Here is a 24,298-nt window from a genome sequence, read left to right as displayed (position 1 = left end):
CTCTTTCTTCTCATCTTCAATTGTCAAATAACAGACCAGTAAAACCAGTCAAAATCTTCCCCGACGAGACAACCGCATTCCTGCAACCATCCCTCCACCAAACCGTCGTTTCTATCGAAACTCCAGAGCGAAGCAGTTCGTCGCCAGCAGCGCCGCCGCCCTCGTCAGTGATCGGGCTTATAAAGAGATCGTCGTAAACTCGTCAATGGGGAAAAACGAAATGCCGATAAATTTCGTATAAAGTACTGAATATGCAGGAAAATGTGTCCTGTGGATTTTTGCAGAGGCAGGTCTCGTAGTTCGATCACATAGAAAGCGCCAATGGTCCGCTTCCTGAAATCCTTGTGGCCTCACCTTTTAGGCAATCGCGAGTTTGTTTGAGTGGCGGCATTGACTTCAAGAGTGGGGACGATGCGGTCGCGCGGATTGAAGCCAAGCGGCGAAAGTCGAGCAGGTAGTCCCCGACGACAAGGTAAGCCTCCGGTGATCGGTAAGCCGTGCATGACGTTTCTCTATCTCGAGAACTTTTGCAAGGTCTGTCTGGCGGTCTTCATAGCCAGCCGCGAGCTTGCGCGCGGACATGGGATTCTGACGGCGAATATAATTGGCCGCTTCTTTCGAAGGTCGAACCGTGATCTTGCCACCTTTCCAGCAATGATGTGCTCCATGTCAGCAAAAACATCGCCCATGTCTTCGTTGCCTCCGGTCTCGATCTAGGCGGGGCCCCGGATGGACACAAGGGCGTCAGCTCCCTCGTTCATCAGGCAGCTCCGTAGCGCGCGAACGACGATGTAGCTGCGGGATTTGTCCGTGGCTTCGGCAATGGTCGCGATTTCCGCGAGGACATCGGAAGGTACGCGCGGGGTGTGGAGGGCCGGTCACGCCAGTCCGTTTTGCATCCTGCCCATGGATACCGTTTCCGGTCCTGGTAGTCAGCGATGGGGATCGCGCTTTGACTGTAGCGCCAGAAACCGCTCAATCATGGCGTTGACCTGGTCGGGGACCTCCAACTGGCAGAAATGACCGGATCCAACGACTTGACCGTAAGCGAGACCAGGCACCAGTTGCCGCAGACGCTCGACATCGCACCTTGGCTGCGGCTCGCTTGCTGCGATGTAGAGGGCAGCACAAGCCAGCCTCAACCCTTCGGATGCGGGGTCGTGGTCGCGCAAGCCTTCAAATGCGGAGATCATGACATGTTGCGGCACTGATGTCATATCCTCCAGGATATGGGCAAGTCGTCCCCTGTCGTCCGTTGGGATCGCAAGCGCGTTCGACACATAGGAAGTAAGGGCCTCACGATAGCCGGAGCCTTCGAGTTCGCGGAGGAACGGTTCCATCGCAGCGCGAGACGCGGCAGGCCTCGTAACGGCACTGTCGATCATGACAACCCCAGCCGCCAGGTCAGGCCGTCGGCGGCCCACCTCATAGGCGACATTGCCCCCCATGCTATGGCCGATGAAGTACGCCTTTGCCATCCCCAATTCATCGCAGAGCCAGCCGACATCGTCTGCAAAAACCTCCATGGAGTAGCTCTGCCGCGGTTGCGCGCTTTGCCCATGCCCACGCAGATCCACAGCCATCACACGATAATCGAGCGATTGAAATCGGCTGATCTGGGGGCCGAAATAGCTATGGTCACAACACCACCCGTGGATAAATACCAGATTGGGGTCGCCTACTTCGGTGGACCGGAAGGAGAGTTTTATTCCGTTGCGTTGAAGTGAATGCATAGACTTTGCTCCTAATCATTCACCGCTCGGACTTGAGGCGACCGACGTACTATCCGCTCAGCAAGCTCTCCCCTCGGACCTTCAACGAGCGATGCCATTTGCTCACAATCGACTGGCGCCATTGGCAGCAACAGTTCTAGAGGGGAAATCATTCGGCGTCTCCTAGCTAGTTCGGAGATATCGAGCGAATATACGGCGTCTTTGCGGGGCAAGAATATTGAACGAGGTGCCGATGAAATCGTCGCGCGGTCGGCTCAGCGATATATCGATCGGCTCGGCGTTGGCGTCTGACGTGCAACCAGGTTCATGGCCTTTCGACCTTTCAAGATGCTCTTCCCCGTTTCAAAAACCGGCGAATACCTTGTTAGCCGATGGCGATTTCGCCAAGGTTGCCGGCCACCCACGGCCAAGCCGCCCAACCGTTGTCGCCGCGCAATCATGAATAGTCTCGCGATCCCGCCCCCATTCCAAAGTCGACCAACAGATCGGGGAGAGCGTTCTCGTAATCAGGTTTGGGGCTAACTTGGGAGCCTGTCCGTGGCAGACTGGAAGACTGGGCTAGCACACAATTGGTAAGAGGATGGTTGATATCAGCAAGCGGCCACTGGATCAGATCCATAGTGTATGAGATTTGCCCGTCGGAACCCAAAGCCGGCATCGAGCCGGCTTTGAGAGATCGCCCGCACCAGAGGGGATGACACGGGCGATCATTGGAGCCTCGCTTGGGAGGAGAAAACAGGCTCCGTCAAATATTTACTTGGCCGCGATGTTTCCGACTTTGGCGCGGTGGATGTGATTGCGAGAACTGTATTTCGAAGAGAACCTTCTACTGGGCAGGCGACATCTCCTTGAAGAGATTTCCGGGCTGAGAATAGTCGTCGTCGCCTATCAATGATGATGTGACAAGGTGAGTGGCTCAAGGCGCGATCCGACTGCGCCTCTAGGCTGCTGCCAGCTCATGCTCTCGAGCTGCTTTGCTTCGATAGCCCGCGAGGGTGGCGATATCCTGCGTCAGGGGCATGGATATTCCCTGAAGTTCGGCCAGTTCGATGACGGCGCCGCATATCGCTGCCAGCTCGAGAGGTTGCCCGCGCTCGAAATCCTGGAGCATGGATGTTTTGAAATCGCCCTTGCTGGCGCCCATCGCCAAGAGCGCATCCGGATCGAGCTCCATCCGGGCGCCGTATGAGGCCGCTATCAACAGCCCTTCTTCAAGCAGTTTCCGCGTGATACGCGACAGTGACGGGTGGGCGCATATATCGCGCAACGTTGCGCCAGAAAGCACCGAAAGTGGGTTGCAGATCAAATTGGCAATGACCTTTGACCAAAGGGGATCGCGGATCCGATCGCTTACGCGGGTAGCAATTCCGGAGAAATTCAGAACTGCAGCGGCTTGTTCGACCCTTGCGGTGATACGATGATCGATCTCGCCGATCACCATATTGAGTGGATTGAGACTGCGAGCGAGCCCCGGCTCCAACCGCTCAGCCGTAATGGTCGTGACGGCGCCAATAACCTGGGACGAAGGCAATAGCTGTTTGAGGCGGCCGTCGGGATCCACGGATCGCACGGTCCGGCCGGCATGTCTTCCGCCCTCGTTCTCGAAATACCACCACGGAATTCCGTTGATCACAGGAACAATCAGCGTTTCCGGACCGATCAGGCGCGCGATTTCAGAGGCAAGTTCCGGCAGATCATGCGCCTTGGAGCAGAGAAACAGGATGTCGGCCGGCGCTAGCTCCATTGGTTTCCCAGCTGCCACCTTGGCCGCATGAGCGCCCTCGGCATCGATCAAGCGGACCCCGCTATTCTTGATCGCCGCAAGGCTCGGTCCGCGTGCAACCACGCTGACCGGATAAGCGCCAAGCGCCAGGCGCGTCGCCAATGTCAGGCCGATAGCACCGGCGCCAGCGATGCAGATCCGAGGCTTCGGAGCGGCGCTATCGTCATTAGAAATTTCAAACGGCATATTTATCTCCACGCATCTTCAGATCGATGTCCCGCATCGAGGCATGTGGGGGCCAGAGATTCGGGCGGGCGGCCATCAAAAAGCTTTCGCCGCACAAGCAGCTGTAACGCCGTGCCAACGACGTCGTTGAGATCTCTATGGAGCTGCTGTTAATCGTCGATTTCATTCGAAGATCGCTTTCTTGCATTTGTAATTTGGGCAGCGACCTGAAGACGTCCAAACCACTCGAAATCAGATCACACCAACGAAGCCTAGCCACCGGGAACCCAGGCCTATCGAGACGCGTCAAAAGCCAGCATGACACCATTGTTACAGCTGTAACCGTTGACCCGGTTTTGGAAACGGAGCTGCAATGCGGCTGCCATAGTCACGGCCTTGTGAAGTCATGTGTTGGCTCGCCTCCCAAAGGTGCGTTGCCTGCAGGACTGGCCGGGTGGAGAAGGAGAAGCGGAGTTTCGGCTGCTTCCTTGAAGGGAAATCGTGATGGAGCACAGCAGGCGGGCCATCTACAGATGAGGGGTCTCAACATTGTCTTCAGATCTAATCTGCGACCACTCGGCGTGATCTTCGCCGCCAGTCTGGTCTGGATCCTTGCTGTCGCTGTTGCCGCCCAAGAGAGCGCGTCAAACAAAGGAGCCAATCAAGAGCCGATAACGCCGTTGGAAAATCCGCCTGCGCTTGATCCGTCGAAAGTCGCGCTCGGAGAGAGCCTCTTTAAAGATCCCATCCTGTCGGGAAAGAACAATCTTGCATGCTCATCGTGCCATGATCTCAACACCGGCGGCGCCATCCATGTGCAAAGAACTGTTGGACATGATGGTCAAATGCACCGGTTCAACACCCCGACGATTTTCAATGCGGCGAACAATTATCGTCTTGGATGGCTTGGACGTTTCACAACGCTTGAAGCGCAGAACGAGGCGGGATTGCTCGATCCGAACCTGATGGCAAGCAATTGGGACGATCTCATTTCGAAGCTCAACGCATCCAAGAACTACAATGCTCAATTCGAAAAAGTCTACGGTCACGAGGCCCGGCGCGTCGACGTCCTCGATGCTCTGGCCACCTTTCAGCGCTCGCTGGTGACGCCTAATTCCCGTTTCGATCGTTATCTGCGTGGGAATGCGGCCGCGCTTTCACCTGAAGAACTGAGGGGATACGAGCTTTTCAAGAGTTACGGATGCACGTCCTGCCATCAGGGTACAAATGTCGGCGGAAATCTTTTTGAAAAATTCGGAATATTTGATGCGCCGCCTTCCCCTGCGGGCACGACCGACGAAAGCGATCTCGGTCGGTGGACCGTCACTCATGCAGAACAGGACAAAGGCGTGTTCCGCGTTCCAAGTTTGAGAAACGTCGCCGTCACCGCCCCGTACTTCCATGATGGCCGTACAGCGAGCCTTCCTGAAGCTGTGGCCATCATGGCTCGTGTCCAGCTCGGGCATGCTGCATCCAATGATGACATTTCCGCCTTCGTTGCATTCCTGAAGACCCTGACGGGAGAGTACAAAGGGCGTCCATTGGATGCTTCCGCCCCATCGGCTGCTCAGTAGCAGGCGATGTTGCCTGCGCATCAGGGGGTACAGGCTCCAGTATCGGAAACAATATGATGGGGGCGGCATAGCGAGAAGCTGCAATAGATCCTACATGCGCAAGAACTGAATTTGCTTCGAAACACTGTTGAAACTCAGAATGGATGCAGACAAAAAACACCGCTTCCGCAGGATTATCGACGGTCCCTGGGCCATAGTCGGCGTCATTCTGTGTGCGATATTTTTTGCTCTCCTGGCTGTTGGGCGCGGCCCCGACAGGAAGACCCTCGACGCCGTAATTCCTGCTCTCCACGCGATCGAACGGAGCGATTCTGCTCTCCAGCGTGACGTGCTCCAGGCGCGCGACGGATTATTGAACAACTACGATCCTCTGGTCGGGTCGGTCGTTCAGCTTCATGAGATGCTCAACCGGCTGAGATCTCTTTCGACAGATACCGATGACCAACAACGATTGGCCGTGCCTCTCGAACGATTGTCCTTGGCGATCCAGCAAAGCGAGACGCTGGTCGAACAGTTCAAAACGACAAACGCGATTCTGCGGAATTCGCAGAGTATTTTCGGCAAAATTCTGAGCGACCTCTACAAAAGCCGCGAAGCTGAAAGACAAAATTTTCCGGCTGCCTGGGATCAGCTTAGCCATTTGATGATGCAGTTTCAGACGCATCCTGACGTCGATTTATCGCAACAGATCAGCACTATTTTGCAGCAGACATCGTCAACGAACGAGGCCATCGAGGCGAAGCTAGAGGCATTGGCCAAGCACGGCCATATGGTCCTTGCGACATTGCCGGTCGTCGACGATGTGGTTGTCGCTATCCAGAATTCCGAGGTTTCGGCTCGTGCGCAGGATCTGCAAAACCAATATCTCGCGGATTATAGCGAGAGCACCGTCCGCGCGACGTGGAGCCGGCTCTTCCTCGGAACGATCGCGATCGTGCTTTGCCTCTATATATTACTCCTCGTCAACCGCCTTCGCCTTCAAACCAATCGACTGGCCCGTCGTCTGGATTTCGAGAATACGAGAAACGAGATTAAGACGAATTTCGACAGTGTTTCCTCGTCCGACTGGGCCGACGCAATTCAGCGATCCCTGGGGGTTCTTGCGCGGTATTTTGATGCCAAGCGTTATGAAATGCTGTTTTTTAACATCGAGACGGGCGAGATCGAGGAGAAATACGAAAACATTCCTGGGGACGCCAGGTCAGACAGTCTCATACCCGAATTCCTCGCCGACCTGCGTCGCCATCTCGCCAATCCGAAACGCAACCGCTTTTTCTGCAGGAGCCTGCAGTCGCAAGGCGAGCTTGTCTTCACGCGGGATGCAATGAGCGCCGGTGCCATCGTCCAAGGCGAAATATCGGAACGCGATGCCGCGATGGTCATTTTTGAATATGCCGAATCCAGGCCGAAGGCGAGCGCCGACGAGGTCGAATTAATGCAGAGCGCTATTGATGCCTTGATTCAAAGCATCGATCGCGTTCGCAAGCGGCAGGAGAGAGACACACTCGAACAGCGCCTGAAGCATGCCGAAAGGCTTCAGGCCGTGGGTACGCTTGCGGCCGGCATTGCCCATGAGTTCAACAACATACTCGGATCGATGCTTGGTTATGGAGAAATGGCGCTACAGATACTGCGACGGCCATCGACCACGCGGCACTATGTGCAGGAGATTGTCGCGGCCGGCGAGCGAGCACGGTTGATCATCGACCAAATTCTGACCCTCAGCCGCAAGCGCGAGAGAACGAGCCAGCCTTTCGATGTCGTCGAAGCGGTATCCAGCATCTTGCCTATGCTGAAAGTCTCGCTGACGGATGCTTTTCAGATCACCTCACGCCTTGTCGACAAGCCCGCCGTCATCCTCGGCAATCCGATAGAAATCCAGCAGATCGTCATGAACCTCTGCAAGAACGCAGCGGAGGCGTCGGACGAGACCGGAAGGATCGAAATCGAGGTCGCGTCTTTGGAGTTGCGGTCGAGGCGGCTGCTCTCACATGGTGTGCTGTCCGCCGGCAGCTACATCCGCCTGGCCATTGCCGACAATGGCGCAGGCATTCCCGAGGCCGTTCTGTCGCATATTTTCGAACCGTTCTTTACGACAAAATCGCGTAGCGGCGGCACCGGTCTTGGTCTCGCAGCCGTGCACGGAAATGTTCAGGCGCTTGCCGGGCATATCAATGTTGAAAGCGAAGTTGGCAGGGGGACGCGCTTTGATCTCTATTTCCCTGCCAGCCTCCAGCCAGCGGTTCCTCTGCGCCAGTTTTTCAATGACGAATCCGTTCCGTTTGGAAACGGGGAAATCGTCATCCTGCTGGAAAAGGAGCATTCCCTTCTGATGATGCATGAGGAGAAGGTCGCAGCGCTTGGATACGAGCCAGTCGGCTTTTCCACGCTTGCGCAGCTTTTGGAGTGGCTCGCCAAGAGTGATCAGCAGCCGGACCTTGCAATTATCGACGTTGCGTCTCTGGAGGAGTCAGTAAGGCTTGTGGACCTGGAACGCAGTCTTGCCGGCCTGCCGTTGCTGCTCGTGAAAGACCAGTATCGGACCGGCCCGATGAGCGAACACAATCTGAGACGCCTGGGCGCTTTGCGCAAACCCTTGAACTCCAGAAGCCTTGCTCATGCGATCCATCAGAAAATGGCGGCCGGCGACAACGCGCAACCGGATCAACTCCAAGCCGCCGGCCGCTATGCGGGAAAGGTGGGGTAACGAGGCAGATGGTTTCTGACTGGCGACGGTTCTCGAAGCGGCGATAAATGCTTCTCGGATTTCGTTTGTAACCAAATTCCGCCGGCGTGAAGCGCTCATGTAGTTTTTCCATCCTATCAGAACGACCGTATTGTCGATGGCGTTCGGCAAACATGGTTTGTCGCGATCTTCATGAGGCATGGAGGAACAGGTGCATATTTCATTGGGTAAGAGCCTTTTTTTTCTCCGCAGAACGAAGCTGCAGAAATGAAGAAACTGACTATTCAGGATTTTCGTCTGCTCGGTCTGGCGGCTCTTGGCGGGGCCTTAGAATTTTATGATTTCATAATTTTCATTTTTTTTACGCCTGTCATCGGCAAGCTGTTTTTTCCGCCGGGTACGCCCGACTGGCTATCAATTATCCAGACGTTCGGTATCTTTGGAGCCGGCTATCTCGTTCGTCCTCTCGGGGGCATAGCGCTCGCGCATTTTGGCGATCTGTTTGGGCGTAAACGTATCTTCGCCTTTTCAATCCTGCTGATGACGCTTTCCACGATCGGCATGGCCTTGCTGCCAACTTATGCCTCGGTTGGAGTTGCAGCGCCAATCCTGCTTGTCCTCATGCGCCTCATTCAAGGTGCGGCCATTGGCAGTGAGGTGCCGGGAGCGTGGATTTTTGTTGCCGAACACGTCTCTTCCTACAGGGTCGGCTTCGGTTGCGGTTTCCTCTGTTCCGGCTTGACGCTTGGTATCCTGCTGGGTGCGTCCGTTGCGGCTGCCATAAATGGCCTGTTCACAGCCGATGAAATGCTTGTCTATGCCTGGCGCATTCCATTCTTCCTCGGTGGCTTGTTCGGCTTGGTTGCGGTGCATCTACGCCGCTGGCTTCATGAAACGCCGGTCTTTTCTGAAATGGAAAGAAATCATCTGCTGGTCCTGGAATTGCCCTTGCGCGTCGTCCTGCGCGACTACACCCGGAGCATCATTGTCTCGCTGCTGCTGACCTGGTTCCTGTCTGCAGGCATCGTCGTCACGACGCTGATGACGTCAACGCTTCTGCAGCAGTTGTACGGCTATTCCGCTGAGCAGTCGCTGGCTGCTACGAGTTTTGGGACTGTCTTCGTTATCGTGGGCGCTATCGGGGCAGGCACTCTGATCGACAGAGTTGGTCCAAAACCAGTCTTTGTAGGAGGCAGTATTTTCTTCGGTCTTTCCACGTTCACCTTCTACAGCTTCGCGGGGGTATCGATGTCGGTTGCGCTCGGACTCTATGCCGTGATGGGCCTGTCGGTGGGCCTGACCGGTGGAGTTCCCTACGTGATGGTGCGTGCGTTTCCCGCTCGCGTCCGCTTTACCGGCGTCTCCTTCTCCTACAATGTCGCCTATGCTGTCTTTGGTGGCCTGACGCCGATCACTGTGGCCTCGCTCTTGTCGTTCAGCCCGATGGCGCATGCCTATTATCTTCTCTTCATTGCAGCCCTTACTCTCGCTGTCGGCCTCTATCTCTTCAGGACGGGCGACAGGATGGAGTTTCCCGCAGGGATCGAAGAGAGGGACACTCTGACCCGCCAACAGCAGTGACTGCTCGCAGCTTTTATCGAAACCGTATCAGCGTTTCTCGTAGCCGGTCCTCGAGAACACGCCCGCCCGACGTCGTTTACATCGTGCGGGCAATTTCCGGCATGATCGTTATTCGATGATCAAAACCGCGGCAGATCGAAGATGCCGGGCTCTTTCCAGCTGTCCCGAAAATCGGAGGCTGCTGTGGTGATATCGGTCAAGCCTATGTCTCTCTGTATATGAGGCGGCAGGTTCAACCCGCTCGCGAGCGGAGCCTTTCGCGCCCCACGCCACGAAGCAAAGACCGTTCGCCGCCGCGTAAGGATCGAAAAATACCGATGACCGATGGCCTGAACAAAATTGGCCCGTCGGCGACGAGTTTGCGGGACCGAAGGCAGCAGGTGAGTTGTTGGAAACTGACGCATAATAGGTGGCTCCTACGATGCGCCGAGGCTGGGTCCGAAGAATGTCGCAACCACGGCGCAATGCATTTCCGTTGGGATTCGGACGGAGCCAAGCTGATGCCTTAGAAATGCAAGGCGATATCAGGATCAGGGTAAGTCGTTTCAACTGTAAGGCAGCTACTACAGGTGAAAACGGCCGCGAAGCAGCGCCGCGGTTGAGTAGTTTTAAAGCGATGCCATGAAATTTAAGATGCTGCCCGCCTATGCTGTTCGACGTTGACTTCGGCATCGAAATAGTAGCCGACACCCCGCTCGGTCTTGATCAGGCCCGGATTCGAAGCATCGGTTTCAAGCTTACGCCGCAACCGCAGGATCAACACGTCGATGCTTCGGTCATAGACTTCTTCTTCATGAACTCTGCTTGCGGCCAGCAATTGTTCGCGTGACAGCACCTGTTGCGGCGATTCGAGAAATGCCACGAGGAGATTGAATTCGCCGGCCGTCAGTTTCACCTCGTCGCCCGCATCGGAGAAGAGGCGCCTCTGCTTGAGGCTGAGAGTCCAGTTGCTGAACACATAGGATCTTCTATCCTTCTCGACGGCGCGCTTCGGCCTCTCGCGCAACACCGCCCTGACACGCGCAAGAAATTCGCGCATGGAGAACGGCTTGGTCACATAATCTGCGGCACCGAGCTCAAGGCCGACGACCTTGTCGGCCTCCTCGAGCCTGTCGCCGCTGATCACGATGATGCGGGCATCCGAAGTTCTCGCCAGCATATTGACGATCTCCAACCCATCCTCATGGCCAAGATTGAGATCGACCACCACCAAATCCACTGTGTCGCTGCTAAGGACCCGGGCCATTTGCTGGCTGTCACTCACCGCACTTACGGCAAAGGCATGTTGCGTAAGATAATCAACCAATAGATTTCGAATGGACGGATCGTCGTCGACTACTAAGACGTGTTTCACACTGTTCACCTGCTATGGCTGTCATAGAGAACGCATATTGATTGGGACCAAAAACACAACCTTTGCCCCGCGGTTTCTCTAAGACGCTCTACACGCTATCGCCGGATTTCAGAAATCCGGAAATCGGTTACAGATGTAATGTCGCGCCAGGCCGGCACAAGGCGTCGATCTAAATGCGCCTTGTTGCCCTCTAAAGGGTAGCCCGGAGCAGAGGCGCTAGGGCGCTCCGACTCCGGGCTGCTGTTCACGTGATATGGCCTCTATTGAAGAGCCAGTTAGCAGACGAAAGGTCTAGTGACGGCGCGCAACCCGTGTCTGGGTTACGATGGCAAGCTTGTCCATTCTCAAGCCGACCGAGCCATTGGCGGTCTGGTTGACGATCCTCAGAATTTCACTGCGGGTGTCGATGGCAGCGAACTCCGCAGCCATCATGATGGCGTTCGACCGGTAGTTCGGCTGATCTAGTACAGCGCGAATGGTCGTTCGCAGTTGCTGCGGCGTCGGGTGGTTGCTCCTCAGATCGATGCCGACACCGGACCAGGCCACCCGCGCATTCACGTCGGCCTTGTCTTCAGTCAATCCGGCGGTAACCAGAGGAATTCCGAGGCTCAAGGCCTGGTTGACGCTGCCATAGCCGCCATTGGTTACCAGCACGTCGACCTTGGGAAGCAGCCATTCAAATGGCAGGTAGCTTGCGAGGCGCGCATTGGCAGGTATTGGACCCGGAATAGCTTCGACTGGGCGACCACCCGCCGTTGCAACCACAAGCACGTCGGGTTCTTTTGCGAGCGCCGCAAGGGTCGGAGCGAGCAGCAGATTGAAATCGTGGTTTGCCACCGTTCCCTGGGTCACCAGGACGACCTTGCGCGAGCCGTCCAGCTCACGCGCCCAGAGTGGAATAGGGGCCTGGTTCGGAATGAAAGGCAGGGCTCCGACGAAATTGACCGAGGGCGGAATCTCGCGAGGATATTCAAAGCCGGGAACGGATAGCTGCATATAGGAATCGGCAAGCTCCACGACTGAATCGAGGAAAGGTGCCGAGAGCGGGCCGACGCCGAGCTCCGCCAGGTGCAGATTCGCGCGGCGGGCTACGGGCAGATCGACAAGCTTTTCCTGCTCTTGCGCGATCGCCGCGTATTGTTCTCGCTGCGCCTTCGTCGCTGCGGGCGGCAAGCCCATGAAATGCGGCGCCTTGTCGTCACGGCGCCAGTGCAGGATCGAGGTGCCGCAGAGAGCGATCGGCGGCCTTTTCGACCGCGGCCCTAGCAGCATTGGCAGGACACCGAAGAACATGTCGTCTCCAATAATGACATCGGCCGGGAAGTCCCGCAGGACCTGGTTCAGGCTCTTGGACTGGGCGGGGATCGTGTCGACGAAGATACGTTCCATGGCTATCCGTAGCCATTCGGGACCGGGCGGGATGAGCTTCAATTCAGGAGCATGCGAATGAATGTCGGCCGGATCAAGGTCGGCGTCAAAGGAAAGGGCACGGAATTCTGCTGAGATGCCTTCAATGCGTCCGCGAAAGGCGGAGCCGGACAAGACAAGGACCTGATGGCCTTCCGCCATCAGGATTCGGCCGATTGCAAGCAGTGGGTTCAGGTGACCCGTTGCGGGCGTCGAGGCAATGAGAATTTTCATGAGATTCAATCGCTCTGATTGTTGAAACACAGCCCTTTGCCTCGACCGGAACAAGTCCGGCTCAGCGACCCGAGCACGGCGAGAGTGTGCGACTACTATTACGCTTCAGCTTCAGAGCAGGGCTGAATGGCTACGGTTGAAATCTGGAATGCCTGGATGGGAATTGCGCGAAGCCACTCCCCCAGCTTCAGGTCCGCTCTGCTACAGCCGTAACCGACTTTTCCAGGTTCGAAATGGTCCTGTAGCCCGATGCCAGCAGGCTCTCTCGGTCAACACCTGACAGTTAGTGGAGAGCGCAAATGCAATTGGAAAGAAAGCCGACACGCACCAGCAACGACACAGAAAATCACCGTCTGCGTGGAGGGGAAGGACAGCCGGTGAATCTTGTCGAGATGTCCCCACTCACGTTCAAACCGGAACCGCCTAAGGTCGATAGCGATCGCAGAGGCTGGCTCGAGGCGGCCATGTCCGGGATGATATCCGGCATCATGGACAGTTTCGCGTTCTGCAGTGCTGGCATGTATCCGGAAGTCTATCATTCGCTCGTTGCCGAAGGACACATCCCCGGGCACGATCAGGGCCGACTGGCTGCCCCACAGATCAGCATACTTGAAAACGCGATCTTTCCATTTCCCGGAAGCCGCGACGGATTTCCCAATAGATCCACCGCGAAGGTAAGCTTCGGCAATTCGCAGCAGGAAGGAGGCGCCGCGGAACGTCCGGCCGAGCTCGATGCACACGCGGGAACGGACCCGGCCAGCAGCACCGCGACCGGTCGGGGATCATCGATCCTGTCGATGCTTGCCTCGCCCTGGCGCGTATTGACCCATGCCTCCGAGATCCGGCGGATGCGCATGGCGCTAGAGGCACTCGACGATCGCACCCTGAAGGATATCGGGCTGTCGCGTTGCAGTATCGATGCCGTTGTTACACGCGGGCGGCTTCCGGACTAATGCTTCCGCTTCTCTGATACCGGGGGCGTCCGGACCCGGCCGCCGCAATGTCGACAAGAGGCGGCCAATTGGGCCCTCTATTGGCCCCCGAAAATCACCATGATGCGCTTGCGTGTTGATTTCCGCCAAGTTTTTATCCGCACCCCAAGCGGGGCATTTCGCAGCGGAAATCAACAAACAGCCCACGTTTAGGTCGATGGGCCGAGAGATCGCGTTGCTGCCGCTTCGGCGACAGCCCCGGTCTGCCTCCGTCTCGTTGCGAGGCTGCTGAGCTTTTCGAGATAGAGATAGACGACGGGTGTGGTGTAGAGAGTCATCACCTGGCTAATGATAAGACCTCCCACGATGGCGTAGCCGAGTGGCTGGCGGAGTTCGGAGCCGGTACCGTGGCCGAGCATCAATGGTATGCCGGCCAAAAGAGCGGCGGCGGTCGTCATGATAATCGGCCGGAAGCGCAGGAGGCACGCTTGTCGAATGGCGTCTTCCGGTGACAACCCAGACTCACGCTGCGCGGCGATCGCAAAATCCACGATCATGATGCCGTTCTTCTTCACGATGCCGATCAGAAGGATTACGCCGATAAGGGCTATGACGGTGAAATCGAACCCGAACAGCCAGAGCATCGCCAGCGCACCCAGGCCCGCAGACGGAAGGGTTGAAAGAATGGTCAACGGGTGGAAGTAGCTTTCGTAGAGCACGCCGAGGATGAGATAGATGACGATGATCGCAGCCAGTACCAGCACCGGCTCGCTTGCGAGCGAGGTCTGGTATGCCTGCGCATTGCCCTGGAACGTGCCGATAAGCGTGGCCGGTTTGCCCATCGTGGTTTCGGCCTGGCCGATTGCGGCGACCGCCTGGCTGAGCGCTACTCCCTTGGAGAGATTGAAGGAGAGCGTCACTGAAGGAAACTGGCTCTGGTGATTGACCGCCAGGACAGCGGTCGGTTCCGTGGTCTGCTTTACCAGGAGGTTGAGCGGTACCTGTTCGCCGGTAAGCGGCGACTTGATGTAGAGCCCGTCGATCGCCCGGGGAGAATTCTGGAATTCCGGGGCCAGCTCGAGCACGACATGATAGCTGTTCAGGTCGGTAAAATACTGCGTGACCTGCCGTTGGCCGAATGCGTCATAGAGCGTGTTGTCGATCGTCTGAGGCGGAATGCCGAACCGTGAGGCCTGGTCGCGGTCGATCTCAAGCGTGACCGTGGCACCCCCATTCTGCTGATCGGTGGCGACATCGGCGAGTTCCGGCAGGGTCTTGAATTTCGCAAGCAGGTTTCCCGCCCACTCGTTCAGCTCGTCCGCATTGCCGTCTTGCAGCGTATATTGAAACTGGGTTGCAGAACTGCGTCCGCCGACATTCACATTCTGTGCCGCCTGAAGAAAGAGCTGAGCGCCCTGCATCTGGGCAAGTTTAGGCCGCAGCCGGTTGATAATTTCCGTGGCGGATGCGTCACGCTCACCAAGGGGCTTGAGCGTGATGAACATGCGGCTGGTATTGACGGTGAGACCAGGCCCTGCCCCCACCTGCATGCCGACGGTCGCCACACCAGGATCGCTGCCAACGATGCGTCCAGCTTCTATCTGGAGGCGAGACATTTCGGCAAACGAGATGTCCTGAGATGCTTCGAGGACCCCGGTAACAAGACCGGTGTCCTGCGTTGGAAAGAAGCCCTTGGGGATCTCGACGAAGACGAAGGCCGTTGCGACCAGCGACGCGAGGAAGGTCAGAAATGTTATCCGATGATGGCGCAACGCTACGTCGAGCGTTTGACGATAGCCCGCGAGCAGGTAATCGAAGCCATGTTCGAAGGCCATGTAGAGCCGCCCATGACCTGACTTCTCCTCCGGCTTCAGAAAGCGGGAGCTCATCATTGGCGTGATGGTGAGGGAGATCAGCGCTGAAACGACGATCGTCATGGTAACGGTGATCGCGAACTCACGAAACAGCTCGCCCACGATACCGCCCATCAGGAGTAGCGGAATGAAGACGGCGACGAGCGAAATGCTGATCGAGATGATGGTGAAGCCGATCTCCTGTGCGCCGTCTATGGCCGCCTGTCGCGGTGTCTTTCCCATTTCCATGTGTCGATGGATGTTCTCGATCATGACGATCGCGTCGTCGACCACAAAACCAACCGCGATACTGAGGCCCATCAGCGACAGGTTGTCCAGGCTGAAGCCGGCGACGTACATGAGTGCCAATGTTGCCAGCAGGGCCAGCGGCACTGTGACACTTGGAATGGCTGTTGCCCAGAAGCTTCTGAGGAAAATAAAGATGACCATGACGACAAGTGCGATGGTGATCACCAGCGTGGTTTCCACGTCGAGAACGGAGGCGCGAATAGTAGTCGTCCGATCACTCAGTACGGAAAAGCGGATGGCGGCCGGCGCGATGGCTTCAAGCTGAGGTAGCTCCGCCTTGATCTGGTCGACGGTGTCGATGACGTTCGCGCCTGGAAGTTTGAAGATCGGCAACAGGATTGCCCGCTTTCCGTCTGCCCATGCAGCCAACTGCGTATTTTCCGCGCCGTCAACCGCCTTGCCGACATCGCCGATGCGGATCGGCGCCCCATTCTTGTAGGCAATGACCGCATCATTCCATGGAGCTGCCTTCAACAACTGATCGTTGTCGTAGATCGTGAAGGTTCGCTGGGCGCCCTGCACCGTACCCTTCGGCGCGTTGCTTGTAATGCCTGTGACCGCAGTGCGGATGTCTTCGAGAGAGAGGCCCAGCTCAGCAATTTTCTGAGGATCGATCTGGATGCGAACCGCAGGCTTCTGCTGGCCAAATATCAGGACCTGGGATACCCCGTTGAGTTGGCTGATGTGCTGGGCAAGCACGCTCTCTGCAAAATCATCAACCGCCGTCAGCGGCATCGTATCCGATGTCAGCGCGAGAACCATGATTGGTGGATCTGCGGGATTTACCTTTCGATAGGTCGGCGGCGAAGGAAGCCCCGTCGGCAGTTGTCCGCCCGCCGCGTTGATCGCCGTCTGAACGTCCTGCGCAGCACTGTCGACGTTGCGGGAAAGGTCAAACTGAAGCGTGATCGAGCTATTTCCCAGCGTGCTCGTCGAGGTCATCTGCGACACGCCCGGGATTTGGCCGAACTGTCGTTCGAGCGGCTGGGTAACCGATGACGCGATCGTCTTGGGGTCTGCCCCGGGCAATTGCGTCGACACCTGGATAGTCGGGAAGTCGACTTGCGGGAGAGGTGCTACCGGCAGCAGCGGATAGGACGCCAGGCCTATGGCGAAGAGCCCTGCCATGAACAGCGAGGTTGCGATCGGCCTTTGGATGAACCACGACGAAATGGACATGATCTTAATCCTTCTGCGCGGTTGTGGACGAGGTCGCTGCCGCGACCGACACCCGGGTTCCCTGTTCCAGGCGATACTGCCCTGCGGTGACGACGCTCTCCGTGCCCTTAAGGCCGGTTTCGATGACGGCGCTGCCATCGTCTATTGGGCCTGCGGTGACTTTTTGCGCCGCGACGGCGCCATTGCTTCCGACTACGTAGACGAAGTATCCATCAGGACCTCTCTGGAGGGCTGAAGACGGCACCGTAAGTGCACTGCGAAGAACCTTCTCGCGGACCCGAAGCCTGATGAACTGGCCCGGCCACAACGCCCCGTCCGAATTCTCGAAAGTGGATTTAATCCGCAGCGTCCCGCTGGTCTGGTCGATCTCGTTATCGATGAGCGAGAGCGTCCCGGTGGCAAGGACCGAACGCTGATCCATAGACAAGGCGGCCACTTCGACCGGGCCAGCCTTCAGAGCATCCCGCACTTCGCCGAGATCATCCTCGCGCAGCGTCGAAATGACCGAGATCGGCCGCGTCTGGGTGACGGTCACGATGCCCGACGTGTCGGTAGTGTGGATCTGGTTACCCACGTCGACCAGCCGTATGCCGGTGCGACCGTCGATCGGAGACCTGATCTGAGTGTAGGAAAGCGAGACGCTCGCAGACTCCTTTGCAGCCTGATCCTCGGCAAGTTGGGCATTGAAGCCAGCCACCGCGCTTTGTTGTGTCTCGACGGTCTCGGCCGTTGTCACATTCTGCTTCTCAAGGGTTTGGTCTTTCGAAAGCAGGTATTGGGCGTTGGTGAGATTTGCCTGGTCTTGCTGAATCTTGGCAACGGCCTGGTCCAGGGCTGCCTGGAAGGGTCTGGGGTCGATGACAGCCAGCAGGTCGCCCTTCTTGACCTCCTGACCTTCTTGAAACAACACGCTCTGCAGCTCGCCGTCGACACGCGCCTTGATCGAGACCGTATTGAACGCCTGAACTGTTCCGAGTCCTTCCAGATAGACCGGAACGTCCCTTGTCTGCGGTCTCCTCGCCTGGACGGGAATCGATGGAACGGCATGAGTCTCGGCGGCATCTGCTTTTCGAACAGTGGTCGTCGAATACCAGAGCGAGACCCAGATAGCCGTGCCGGAAAAGACCGCCACCATGCAAACCACCGAGAGCGCCACAACTGTCGATCGGGAACGCTTTACGGCCTCATGCGGGTTTTCAAAATCGTTCATGGCAAATCTCCAGAGCGCGGGTTAAAGATCTTACTTGCCGAAGGGGCGAGACAAAGCCTGGCGAATACAGTCCGCGACACCGCTGTCGACTTCTGCGTCATCCTTCGAGGGATCGTTATGAGCCCGACGGGGCCGGATTCCGAAGGGCATGGCGATGATGATGGCGGTGGTTTTCGCGACTTCGCCGCTGCCAGCAGCTACATCTTCCGACTGGCAAACGATGCCGCGAGATTCACCGGTCGGAATGACGATTTTCTGCTTTTCCTTTGACATGGCCGTTCTCCTTGGCTGTATTGTGAAGAGAGGTTAGGCCTGTCATGCACGGGTCGCATCTATACACAGGTTTAGCTGGGCATGGACATTGGCGCTATAACCGGCCCTGCTTCGACGCGCCGCGGAGGCATTGATTGTGGTGTGAAAAATACCACGGGTTGAGATACGGGCTTTCCCGATCGGGTGCAGGTGCGGGGACTCTGATGTGCTGGCTGAGCGTGCCGGCGGATACCACCAGCCTGCTCAATTTGCCCGGCGCCGCGCGGAGATGATCGTCGTCGCTCTTGCCTCGGCTATATCGACCTAAGCTTGCATGCGAGGTGGGCCGGTTAGACGATTGCGGACTCCAGGCAATCGATGAGGCTGCCGATGTCGACCGGCTTCCCGAGAAATGCCAAGGCGCCGCCATTCATCGCAGCCGAACGTGTTCTTTCATCCCTATAAGATGTCATGAAGATCATGGGGGGGCGGTGCGGCTCCTCGTTAAGCTTGGCTTGCAGCTCGATCCCGCTAAGGCCCTGCATCTTGACGTCGGCCAAGATGCAGCCGATCGCCTCTCGCGGTTCGTAAGCCAGGAACTCTTCGGCAGAGGCGAACAGAAGGCTCTCATGCCCTAGGGATTTGACAAGATCGTCAAGCGCTTCACGGATGGCTTGGTCATCGTCGACGATCGCGACTAAGGATGAATGGGACACAATATTCAACTTTCCTTGTTATTTCCACCCAGCGCATTGCGGGCCGGATGTACTGCCGGAGCGCTCGACGACTCGCACTATTGAGCGAACTTCTCCGTGACGCGCACCAGGTCAGCGACTGACCGCACCTGCATCTTGCGCATGACGTTTCCTCTGTGGAGTTTTACCGTGATCTCGCTTATCCCGAGTTTGTGGGCGATCTGCTTGTTCATCATTCCTTGCACGACCGCGGCCATGACTTCCCGTTCCCGAGGGGTCAGCGTATCGACACGGTCGGCTATGGCCTGCACCTGCTCCTGCTCCCGCATGTGCTTCGCATTGTGCTCGATGGCCGCAGTGACTGCATCCAGGAGATCCTGGTCTCTAAACGGCTTGGCAAGAAAATCTACGGCGCCCGCTTTCATCGCCCTCACGCTCATCGGAATGTCCCCGTAGCCGGTCATGAACACGATCGGCATCGTGCTGCCACCGCTTTCGAGTTGAGACTGGAAGTCCAAACCATTGACGCCCGGCAATCTGACATCCAGCACGATGCAGCCGGGCCTGCGAAAATCGGCGCGGCGCAGGAAGTCTGCAGGGCTTTCGAATGCGAGCGCTTCAAAATGCATCGAACGGAAGAGATCCTCGAGGGATTCTCGCATCGATACATCGTCATCGACGATGTAGACGATGGGCTCGCGGTTCTGTTGCTTCGTTTCCCGGGCGCTAGGCATTGGCAACCTCCACTGGCAGTCTGATCTCGAAGACGGCACCACCTTCGGGATGATTTGAACCCACCAACGAGCCGCCGCGTGCCTCTATCGTACTCCGGCAAATCGAAAGACCCATGCCCATTCCGCTTTCCTTCGTCGTGTAGAAAGGAAAAAACAGCTTCTCCAAAGTATCTGCGCTAAGGCCAGGACCAGTGTCCCGCACTGTGATCGCAACGACTTTCGCATTGTCGGCTGCGTCCAGCGCAATGGTTATCCGCCTGTTTTCCGATCGAGCTGCGCTCATCGCCTGAACGGCATTGGCGATTAGATTTATCATCACCTGCTGCATCTCGATCTTCACGGAAGAAATGGATGGAACGCGAGCAATCTGGACTATTTCGACGGTGGTTCGCTCTTTCTCCAGTTCATGTTCCATAAGAGCGAGGGTATCTCTGACAAGGGCGCTTAAATCGACCTGTTCGATACCTTCCTGGGACTGGGACAACAAAGACCGCGTGTTGTGAATGATTGAGCTTGCCCGCTGGCTGTCCCGGATCATCCGTTCTGCCGACCGTCTTGCTGCCGCGAGATCGGGAGGATCGCGATCGAGCCATCTCAGCAGAGTCTGAGAATTAACAACGATTGCGCCAAGCGGCTGATTCAGCTCATGCGCCAAAGAGGCGGACATCACGCCGACGGTTGCAGCCCTCGCCGCCCGGGTCAGTTCGGCCTGAGCTTCAACAAGAGCTTTGCGAGCCTGCTCGCGTTGTGTAATATCGACCATGCTGACGACCACGCGGTTAAACGCAGCGGGATCGTCCGGGAAGCTGATGCTGAGCAACACGAGCTTCGTCTCGCCGGCTTCAGCCGTTATCTCCGCCATGCCCTCAAAAAAACTCGCGCCATCGAATATCGCCTGCAAGACATCCAGGAAGGCTTCATTCGCTGGCGAAATAAAGTGGGACATGACGCCTGGGGAATTGCTGCCTGCACGCCGTCCAAGAAGGTCAACGGCCGCGTCGTTTGCGGCCACGACGCCGATCATCGCGATGCATTGCGGAATGACCTCCGGGTGAGTGCGGATATAGTCACGCAAGTCGGTTACGCCTTCCTCCTTGAGGCCAACTATATAGGCGCGTACCCGCGAATAATCTCGCTCCCAGAGCGCGACGCGGGTCATATCGAAGATAGAACGATAGCGGCGCTCGCTCTCGCGAAGCGCGGCATTGGTCATGAGTATATTCGTTCGAGCCCGGTCATTTCGCAGGAGGAGTGCAGCCGTCACGCAGAGTGCCGCCAGTGCTACCGTCAAACGCAGCGCTGTCTGCAGATCCGGGTCGAGCCCATGGGTCAACAGATAGGACAGAATCGACAGGCCGATGCACAATCCCGTCGCAACCAGCAAACCAGTCCTTGTCGTCGCCTCTGCCGAGAGCAACAAAACGATCACATATAGAACAGCAATCGCGCCCTCGATCTTCGTGTAGGTGTCAATGCTGAAGATTGCTGCCGCGGCGGCAAGCGCGATCACCCCGAAGACAAGGCCATGTTTGCTTCCTGCATGTCGTTCCAACCAGACATTTTTCTTTTCCGACATTGATTTAGTCCCACCTTGTGCGGGCAAGATACCGTGTTCCGAATTCGACCGAACCTATACAATGATTTAGGTCGCCTCGACGCAACTCACATCGATCGAACGCTGCCCCTGCGCATGCGAACCTTCGCGGGGCCGCCACAGTGGTTGTCAGCGTGCTCGCCCCCTATGCACCACGTCAACTTGAAAGTTGTAGTGACGCGTGAGTTTCGGGTTTGCTATTTCTCAAACCTCGGTTTCACCTCCAACATGCGCGGCCACTGCTCAAAAAAAGAGACTGCCTTTCTGGTGAAGGCAGCCTCTGGCGGATTGGCCATCCGCAGGTTCGGTGGAGGGGAAAACACCGAACAGTATTGTAGCTTGTCGCTACAGGCCTCATCGGGGGACTATCGAGGCACGCGAATAACCTAGCGCGGAACATTTGGCGGGATAACTATACATAGGTTTGGGGTCGCATGGACCCTCTGCTTATGGCTCACCTATGCCGTGGTTCCGCCCTACACATGCTCTAGAAGCCGACGGTGCCGCAGTAATTGCGATCACGTTGACAATTTGCAGCAGTTTCAAGGTCTGCGCGAACATAGTCGCGCAGATATGATCGACCTCGCAGGTCACGGAGGCAGGTCGTGAATGAAAATCAGAACTGCGGCCAACAAGCGCGGCCGCCCCCCAAAAAATCGGTCTAAGGCTGCAACACTGCTCATGATATCCCATACTTAACGCTATAAGGTCCCACGGTCGTTGAAGACCTGCTTGATGTCGAGCGCGCCTGGCGAGATTCACCGAAGGAGTGATCAACATTCGGCAACCCAGAAAATGCGGGGGCGGGTTGTCTCAGGGAAGATGAGCCTTACTGTGCCATATCTGCTCACCGAGGAATCCCCGGTTTTCGGTAACGAAGTTCTTCTCGGCGTTACTTGCGGATTGTGCGGGCAGGTATCGAAGATGCTCCCCCATGACGCGGCGGCCCGCGTTCGAACGCATTTTCGACATGCAACGAAGAGCCGCTCGGCGCTGAGGGCCTGCCCGTTTTGATCAACACCGGACGAACGTTGCGAACGGCGTTCAAGCTGAAACGCGCGATCGGAATGGTCGCCGTGGATCGTACAAAACAGCAATACTTCCCGTCCGGGATGATTTTGCAGCCTACGCCCGCTTTCTTCCCGATCGGTAAGGATAATATTGCAAATCGAAAAAACTTCCTGTCCGGTAAGCCGTCCTTGGAGATGCTCGATGCTCAGGTCCGCACGTGATTTCGGAGCCGCCATCAAGGAAAAGCGCAAAATTCTCGGCTGGAGGCAAACCGAACTGGCTAGTCGTTCGAGCACGGGCGAACGGTTGTTGAACTCGAATCCGGCAAACCAAGCTGCCAGCTCGAAAAGGCGCTGATTGTCGCCCGTACTGTGGGTATCGAGATCGGAGACCTGAAAGCAGCCCAGGTGTCGAATGCGTCTTCGGAAGACGACCTTGGCTTCCTGCCGACCTTTGGGGATGGTCGATGACTTCAATCTACTACGAGGCCTTCCCACTCGAAGACTTCCGCATCGAAGGAGCTACTCCGCTGCCTTCCCAATCGTATCGGCCATGTAGGCGCCACGGCTGCCCATCAGGAGAGGCTTGCCCGTGGTCGTGTCGATTTCAGTCTGATGCTCCAACTCTGCATTCAGTTCAGCACCGACGATGAGGATCGTCACCGAGAGCCAGGTCCACATGAGAAGTCCGATCAATGCCCCCAGCGTCCCGTATGTGGCATTGTAGTTCGCGAAACGATCAAGATAGATGGCGAAGGCGATCGACATGGCGAACCAGCCGACCGTGGTCGTCACCGCGCCCCAGGTCATCCATCGAAGTCGAGGCGGTTCGCGGCTCGGCGCGAAGCGATAAATCGCCATCACAGCGCAGAAGGCGCAGATAAAAAGCAGAGGCCACCTGGATATCAGGACAGCATCCGCCTGAAACCGATCGAGCCAAATATAGGAGAAGATCAGTGGGAGCACCGCCGCGGTCGCGACCAGAATTCCAACCGACACGATTGCGCAAAGGGTGAATACGAGCGCGATCAGATTGCGCTTCACGAAACCGCGCTTTTCAGTCTCCTCGTAGGCTACGTTCATCGCATCGAAGATGGCCAAGGCTCCATTGTGCGTGCTCCAGAGCGCGACGGCGAGACCGACCCCGAAGGCAATGCTGAGCGCACCTTGCTGGCGATGCGCGAGGGCCTGGATCTGATCGGCAACGAGGTCGAACGCGCCCGGCGGGAGCAGTGCCGCCAAATCCCTCAGATGTTCGGAAATGGTCAGGGGATCGGCGACGAGGGCGTAAAGCGACACCAGCGCTGCAAGAGCCGGAAAGAGCGCCAGCAGCAAATAGAAGGTGACGCCGGCCGCGATCAGCGTCACCCGGTCATCAGAGACCTCGTTCCAGACACGCATAACGACGTCGCGGAGGCCTTGTGCCGGGAGCTGTTCGGGAACCGCGACATACCGACCGTGGGGATCATCGCGTCTCCCCTCGCCGGGCGGACGCTGCATCAGCCCATCCGGATCGCTTGAAAGTGCGACCAGCCATGCGAGCGTGGCGATCGATACCAATGCCAGCGGTCCCCACAGGCCCAGTCCACCGGAAAGCTTCGTCATCCAGCAACCTCCGTTCATTTCTCAATGAACGTCCGGACGACCGAAAAGATGCGGTCGCCCGAAGAGCTATTTGCGGGCCGGAGCGAAATCGGATTCTAAGGGCCTTCGGTCTTTCTGACGCTCTGGCGCACGGACTGTTCACCCGTCGTGATTTCGACCTCGGCCGGATCCCCGGCCGATCGCGGTCGAACGCCTCTCGCTGCGAAATCGCCGCTTTCTCCGGCACCTTGGAGCAAGGCGGTCTGGTCGCGGTCGTCCTCGCCGTTCTCGTCGCTCTCGGCTGAATTGCCGAGTTCCTTCGATGCCTGAAGCCAGTGACGCACGTCCTGACGCTCCGGTCGGCCCTCACTTTCCCATATCTCGTAAGCGCGGTGCCGAATGCGCTCCTGCAGGTCGGTTCCCATCGTC

General features: G+C 57.2%; 17 protein-coding genes and 1 pseudogene. 6 read left to right on the top strand and 12 right to left on the bottom strand.

Annotated elements, in window-relative coordinates; translation table 11 throughout:
• Positions 1–932: 932 nt before the first annotated feature.
• Positions 933–1,733 carry an alpha/beta hydrolase gene (locus tag EV561_RS33530; protein ID WP_132528209.1) on the bottom strand — a complete coding sequence of 267 codons (801 nt, stop codon included), beginning with the start codon at positions 1,731–1,733 and terminating at the stop codon, positions 933–935.
• Positions 1,734–2,673: 940 nt separating this feature from the next.
• Positions 2,674–3,702 (bottom strand): 2-dehydropantoate 2-reductase, encoded by a 1,029-nt coding sequence (locus tag EV561_RS33525; protein ID WP_132528208.1) that lies wholly within the window; start codon positions 3,700–3,702, stop codon positions 2,674–2,676.
• A 467-nt stretch (positions 3,703–4,169) separates the two neighbouring features.
• Between EV561_RS33525 and EV561_RS33520 the strand changes: the two genes are divergently transcribed.
• The 3 genes from EV561_RS33520 (at position 4,170) to EV561_RS33510 (ending at position 9,522) form a co-directional block, all read left to right on the top strand.
• The gene (locus tag EV561_RS33520) at positions 4,170–5,255 is read left to right on the top strand and encodes a cytochrome c peroxidase (RefSeq protein WP_245513170.1); all 1,086 of its coding nucleotides are present in this window, start codon (positions 4,170–4,172) and stop codon (positions 5,253–5,255) included.
• 139 nt (positions 5,256–5,394) lie between these two features.
• The gene (locus tag EV561_RS33515) at positions 5,395–7,962 is read left to right on the top strand and encodes a two-component system VirA-like sensor kinase (RefSeq protein ID WP_132528207.1); all 2,568 of its coding nucleotides are present in this window, start codon (positions 5,395–5,397) and stop codon (positions 7,960–7,962) included.
• A 246-nt stretch (positions 7,963–8,208) separates the two neighbouring features.
• Positions 8,209–9,522: an MFS transporter gene (locus EV561_RS33510; protein ID WP_132528206.1), complete on the top strand. Its 1,314-nt coding sequence runs from the start codon at positions 8,209–8,211 to the stop codon at positions 9,520–9,522.
• A 628-nt stretch (positions 9,523–10,150) separates the two neighbouring features.
• Here the strand turns inward: EV561_RS33510 and EV561_RS33505 are convergent.
• On the bottom strand, positions 10,151–10,876 hold the full coding sequence (locus EV561_RS33505) for a response regulator (protein WP_132528205.1): 726 nt from the start codon (positions 10,874–10,876) through the stop codon (positions 10,151–10,153).
• A 291-nt stretch (positions 10,877–11,167) separates the two neighbouring features.
• The gene (locus tag EV561_RS33500) at positions 11,168–12,517 is read right to left on the bottom strand and encodes a glycosyltransferase (RefSeq protein WP_132528204.1); all 1,350 of its coding nucleotides are present in this window, start codon (positions 12,515–12,517) and stop codon (positions 11,168–11,170) included.
• Positions 12,518–12,816: 299 nt separating this feature from the next.
• On the opposite strand from EV561_RS33500, the gene EV561_RS33495 reads away from it, so the two are divergent.
• Positions 12,817–13,470 (top strand): DUF1127 domain-containing protein, encoded by a 654-nt coding sequence (locus tag EV561_RS33495; RefSeq protein WP_132528203.1) that lies wholly within the window; start codon positions 12,817–12,819, stop codon positions 13,468–13,470.
• 188 nt (positions 13,471–13,658) lie between these two features.
• On the opposite strand, the gene EV561_RS33490 is transcribed toward EV561_RS33495, so the two are convergent.
• The 6 genes from EV561_RS33490 to EV561_RS33465 all read right to left on the bottom strand — a co-directional run bounded on the left by EV561_RS33490 (position 13,659) and on the right by EV561_RS33465 (position 21,284).
• The gene (locus tag EV561_RS33490) at positions 13,659–16,790 is read right to left on the bottom strand and encodes an efflux RND transporter permease subunit (protein ID WP_132528202.1); all 3,132 of its coding nucleotides are present in this window, start codon (positions 16,788–16,790) and stop codon (positions 13,659–13,661) included.
• Between the two features lie 4 nt (positions 16,791–16,794).
• Positions 16,795–18,000, bottom strand: coding sequence for an efflux RND transporter periplasmic adaptor subunit (locus tag EV561_RS33485; RefSeq protein ID WP_132528201.1), 1,206 nt, complete (start codon positions 17,998–18,000; stop codon positions 16,795–16,797).
• A gap of 30 nt (positions 18,001–18,030) precedes the next feature.
• Entirely contained in the window at positions 18,031–18,273 is a 243-nt protein-coding gene (locus tag EV561_RS33480) for a hypothetical protein (protein WP_132528200.1), read from the bottom strand.
• A gap of 329 nt (positions 18,274–18,602) precedes the next feature.
• Positions 18,603–18,968, bottom strand: coding sequence for a response regulator (locus tag EV561_RS33475; protein WP_132528199.1), 366 nt, complete (start codon positions 18,966–18,968; stop codon positions 18,603–18,605).
• A 77-nt stretch (positions 18,969–19,045) separates the two neighbouring features.
• Positions 19,046–19,681, bottom strand: coding sequence for a response regulator transcription factor (locus EV561_RS33470; RefSeq protein ID WP_132528198.1), 636 nt, complete (start codon positions 19,679–19,681; stop codon positions 19,046–19,048).
• Positions 19,674–21,284, bottom strand: coding sequence for an ATP-binding protein (locus tag EV561_RS33465; RefSeq protein WP_348633767.1), 1,611 nt, complete (start codon positions 21,282–21,284; stop codon positions 19,674–19,676). The genes EV561_RS33470 and EV561_RS33465 overlap by 8 nt, the downstream gene beginning before the upstream one ends.
• Positions 21,285–22,285: 1,001 nt before the next feature.
• Here EV561_RS33465 and EV561_RS38195 point away from each other — a divergent pair.
• Both EV561_RS38195 and EV561_RS38190 read left to right on the top strand, forming a co-directional pair.
• Positions 22,286–22,507 carry a hypothetical protein gene (locus tag EV561_RS38195; RefSeq protein WP_132528197.1) on the top strand — a complete coding sequence of 74 codons (222 nt, stop codon included), beginning with the start codon at positions 22,286–22,288 and terminating at the stop codon, positions 22,505–22,507.
• A pseudogene (locus tag EV561_RS38190) lies at positions 22,488–22,756 on the top strand (transcriptional regulator). The gene EV561_RS38195 and the pseudogene EV561_RS38190 overlap by 20 nt, the downstream one beginning before the upstream one ends.
• 51 nt (positions 22,757–22,807) lie before the next feature.
• Here EV561_RS38190 and EV561_RS33450 read toward each other — a convergent pair.
• Both EV561_RS33450 and EV561_RS33445 read right to left on the bottom strand, forming a co-directional pair.
• Positions 22,808–23,890: a YihY/virulence factor BrkB family protein gene (locus EV561_RS33450; protein WP_132528196.1), complete on the bottom strand. Its 1,083-nt coding sequence runs from the start codon at positions 23,888–23,890 to the stop codon at positions 22,808–22,810.
• Between the two features lie 95 nt (positions 23,891–23,985).
• Positions 23,986–24,294: a DUF2934 domain-containing protein gene (locus tag EV561_RS33445; protein WP_132528195.1), complete on the bottom strand. Its 309-nt coding sequence runs from the start codon at positions 24,292–24,294 to the stop codon at positions 23,986–23,988.
• Between the last annotated feature and the right edge of the window lie 4 nt (positions 24,295–24,298).

Source organism: Rhizobium sp. BK376 (assembly GCF_004341625.1).
Classification (GTDB): domain Bacteria; phylum Pseudomonadota; class Alphaproteobacteria; order Rhizobiales; family Rhizobiaceae; genus Rhizobium.
Note: the sequence above shows the minus strand (reverse complement) of the source record. Positions and strands in the feature narration are given on the sequence as shown.

Coding starts and splice junctions, on each gene's coding strand:
- EV561_RS33530 (WP_132528209.1), bottom strand. CDS start 1,733: ATGCATTCACTTCAACGCAACGGAATAAAACTCTCCTTCCGGTCCACC.
- EV561_RS33525 (WP_132528208.1), bottom strand. CDS start 3,702: ATGCCGTTTGAAATTTCTAATGACGATAGCGCCGCTCCGAAGCCTCGG.
- EV561_RS33515 (WP_132528207.1), top strand. CDS start 5,395: ATGGATGCAGACAAAAAACACCGCTTCCGCAGGATTATCGACGGTCCC.
- EV561_RS33510 (WP_132528206.1), top strand. CDS start 8,209: ATGAAGAAACTGACTATTCAGGATTTTCGTCTGCTCGGTCTGGCGGCT.
- EV561_RS33500 (WP_132528204.1), bottom strand. CDS start 12,517: ATGAAAATTCTCATTGCCTCGACGCCCGCAACGGGTCACCTGAACCCA.
- EV561_RS33495 (WP_132528203.1), top strand. CDS start 12,817: ATGCAATTGGAAAGAAAGCCGACACGCACCAGCAACGACACAGAAAAT.
- EV561_RS33490 (WP_132528202.1), bottom strand. CDS start 16,790: ATGTCCATTTCGTCGTGGTTCATCCAAAGGCCGATCGCAACCTCGCTG.
- EV561_RS33485 (WP_132528201.1), bottom strand. CDS start 18,000: ATGAACGATTTTGAAAACCCGCATGAGGCCGTAAAGCGTTCCCGATCG.
- EV561_RS33480 (WP_132528200.1), bottom strand. CDS start 18,273: ATGTCAAAGGAAAAGCAGAAAATCGTCATTCCGACCGGTGAATCTCGC.
- EV561_RS33470 (WP_132528198.1), bottom strand. CDS start 19,681: ATGCCTAGCGCCCGGGAAACGAAGCAACAGAACCGCGAGCCCATCGTC.
- EV561_RS33450 (WP_132528196.1), bottom strand. CDS start 23,890: ATGACGAAGCTTTCCGGTGGACTGGGCCTGTGGGGACCGCTGGCATTG.
- EV561_RS33445 (WP_132528195.1), bottom strand. CDS start 24,294: ATGGGAACCGACCTGCAGGAGCGCATTCGGCACCGCGCTTACGAGATA.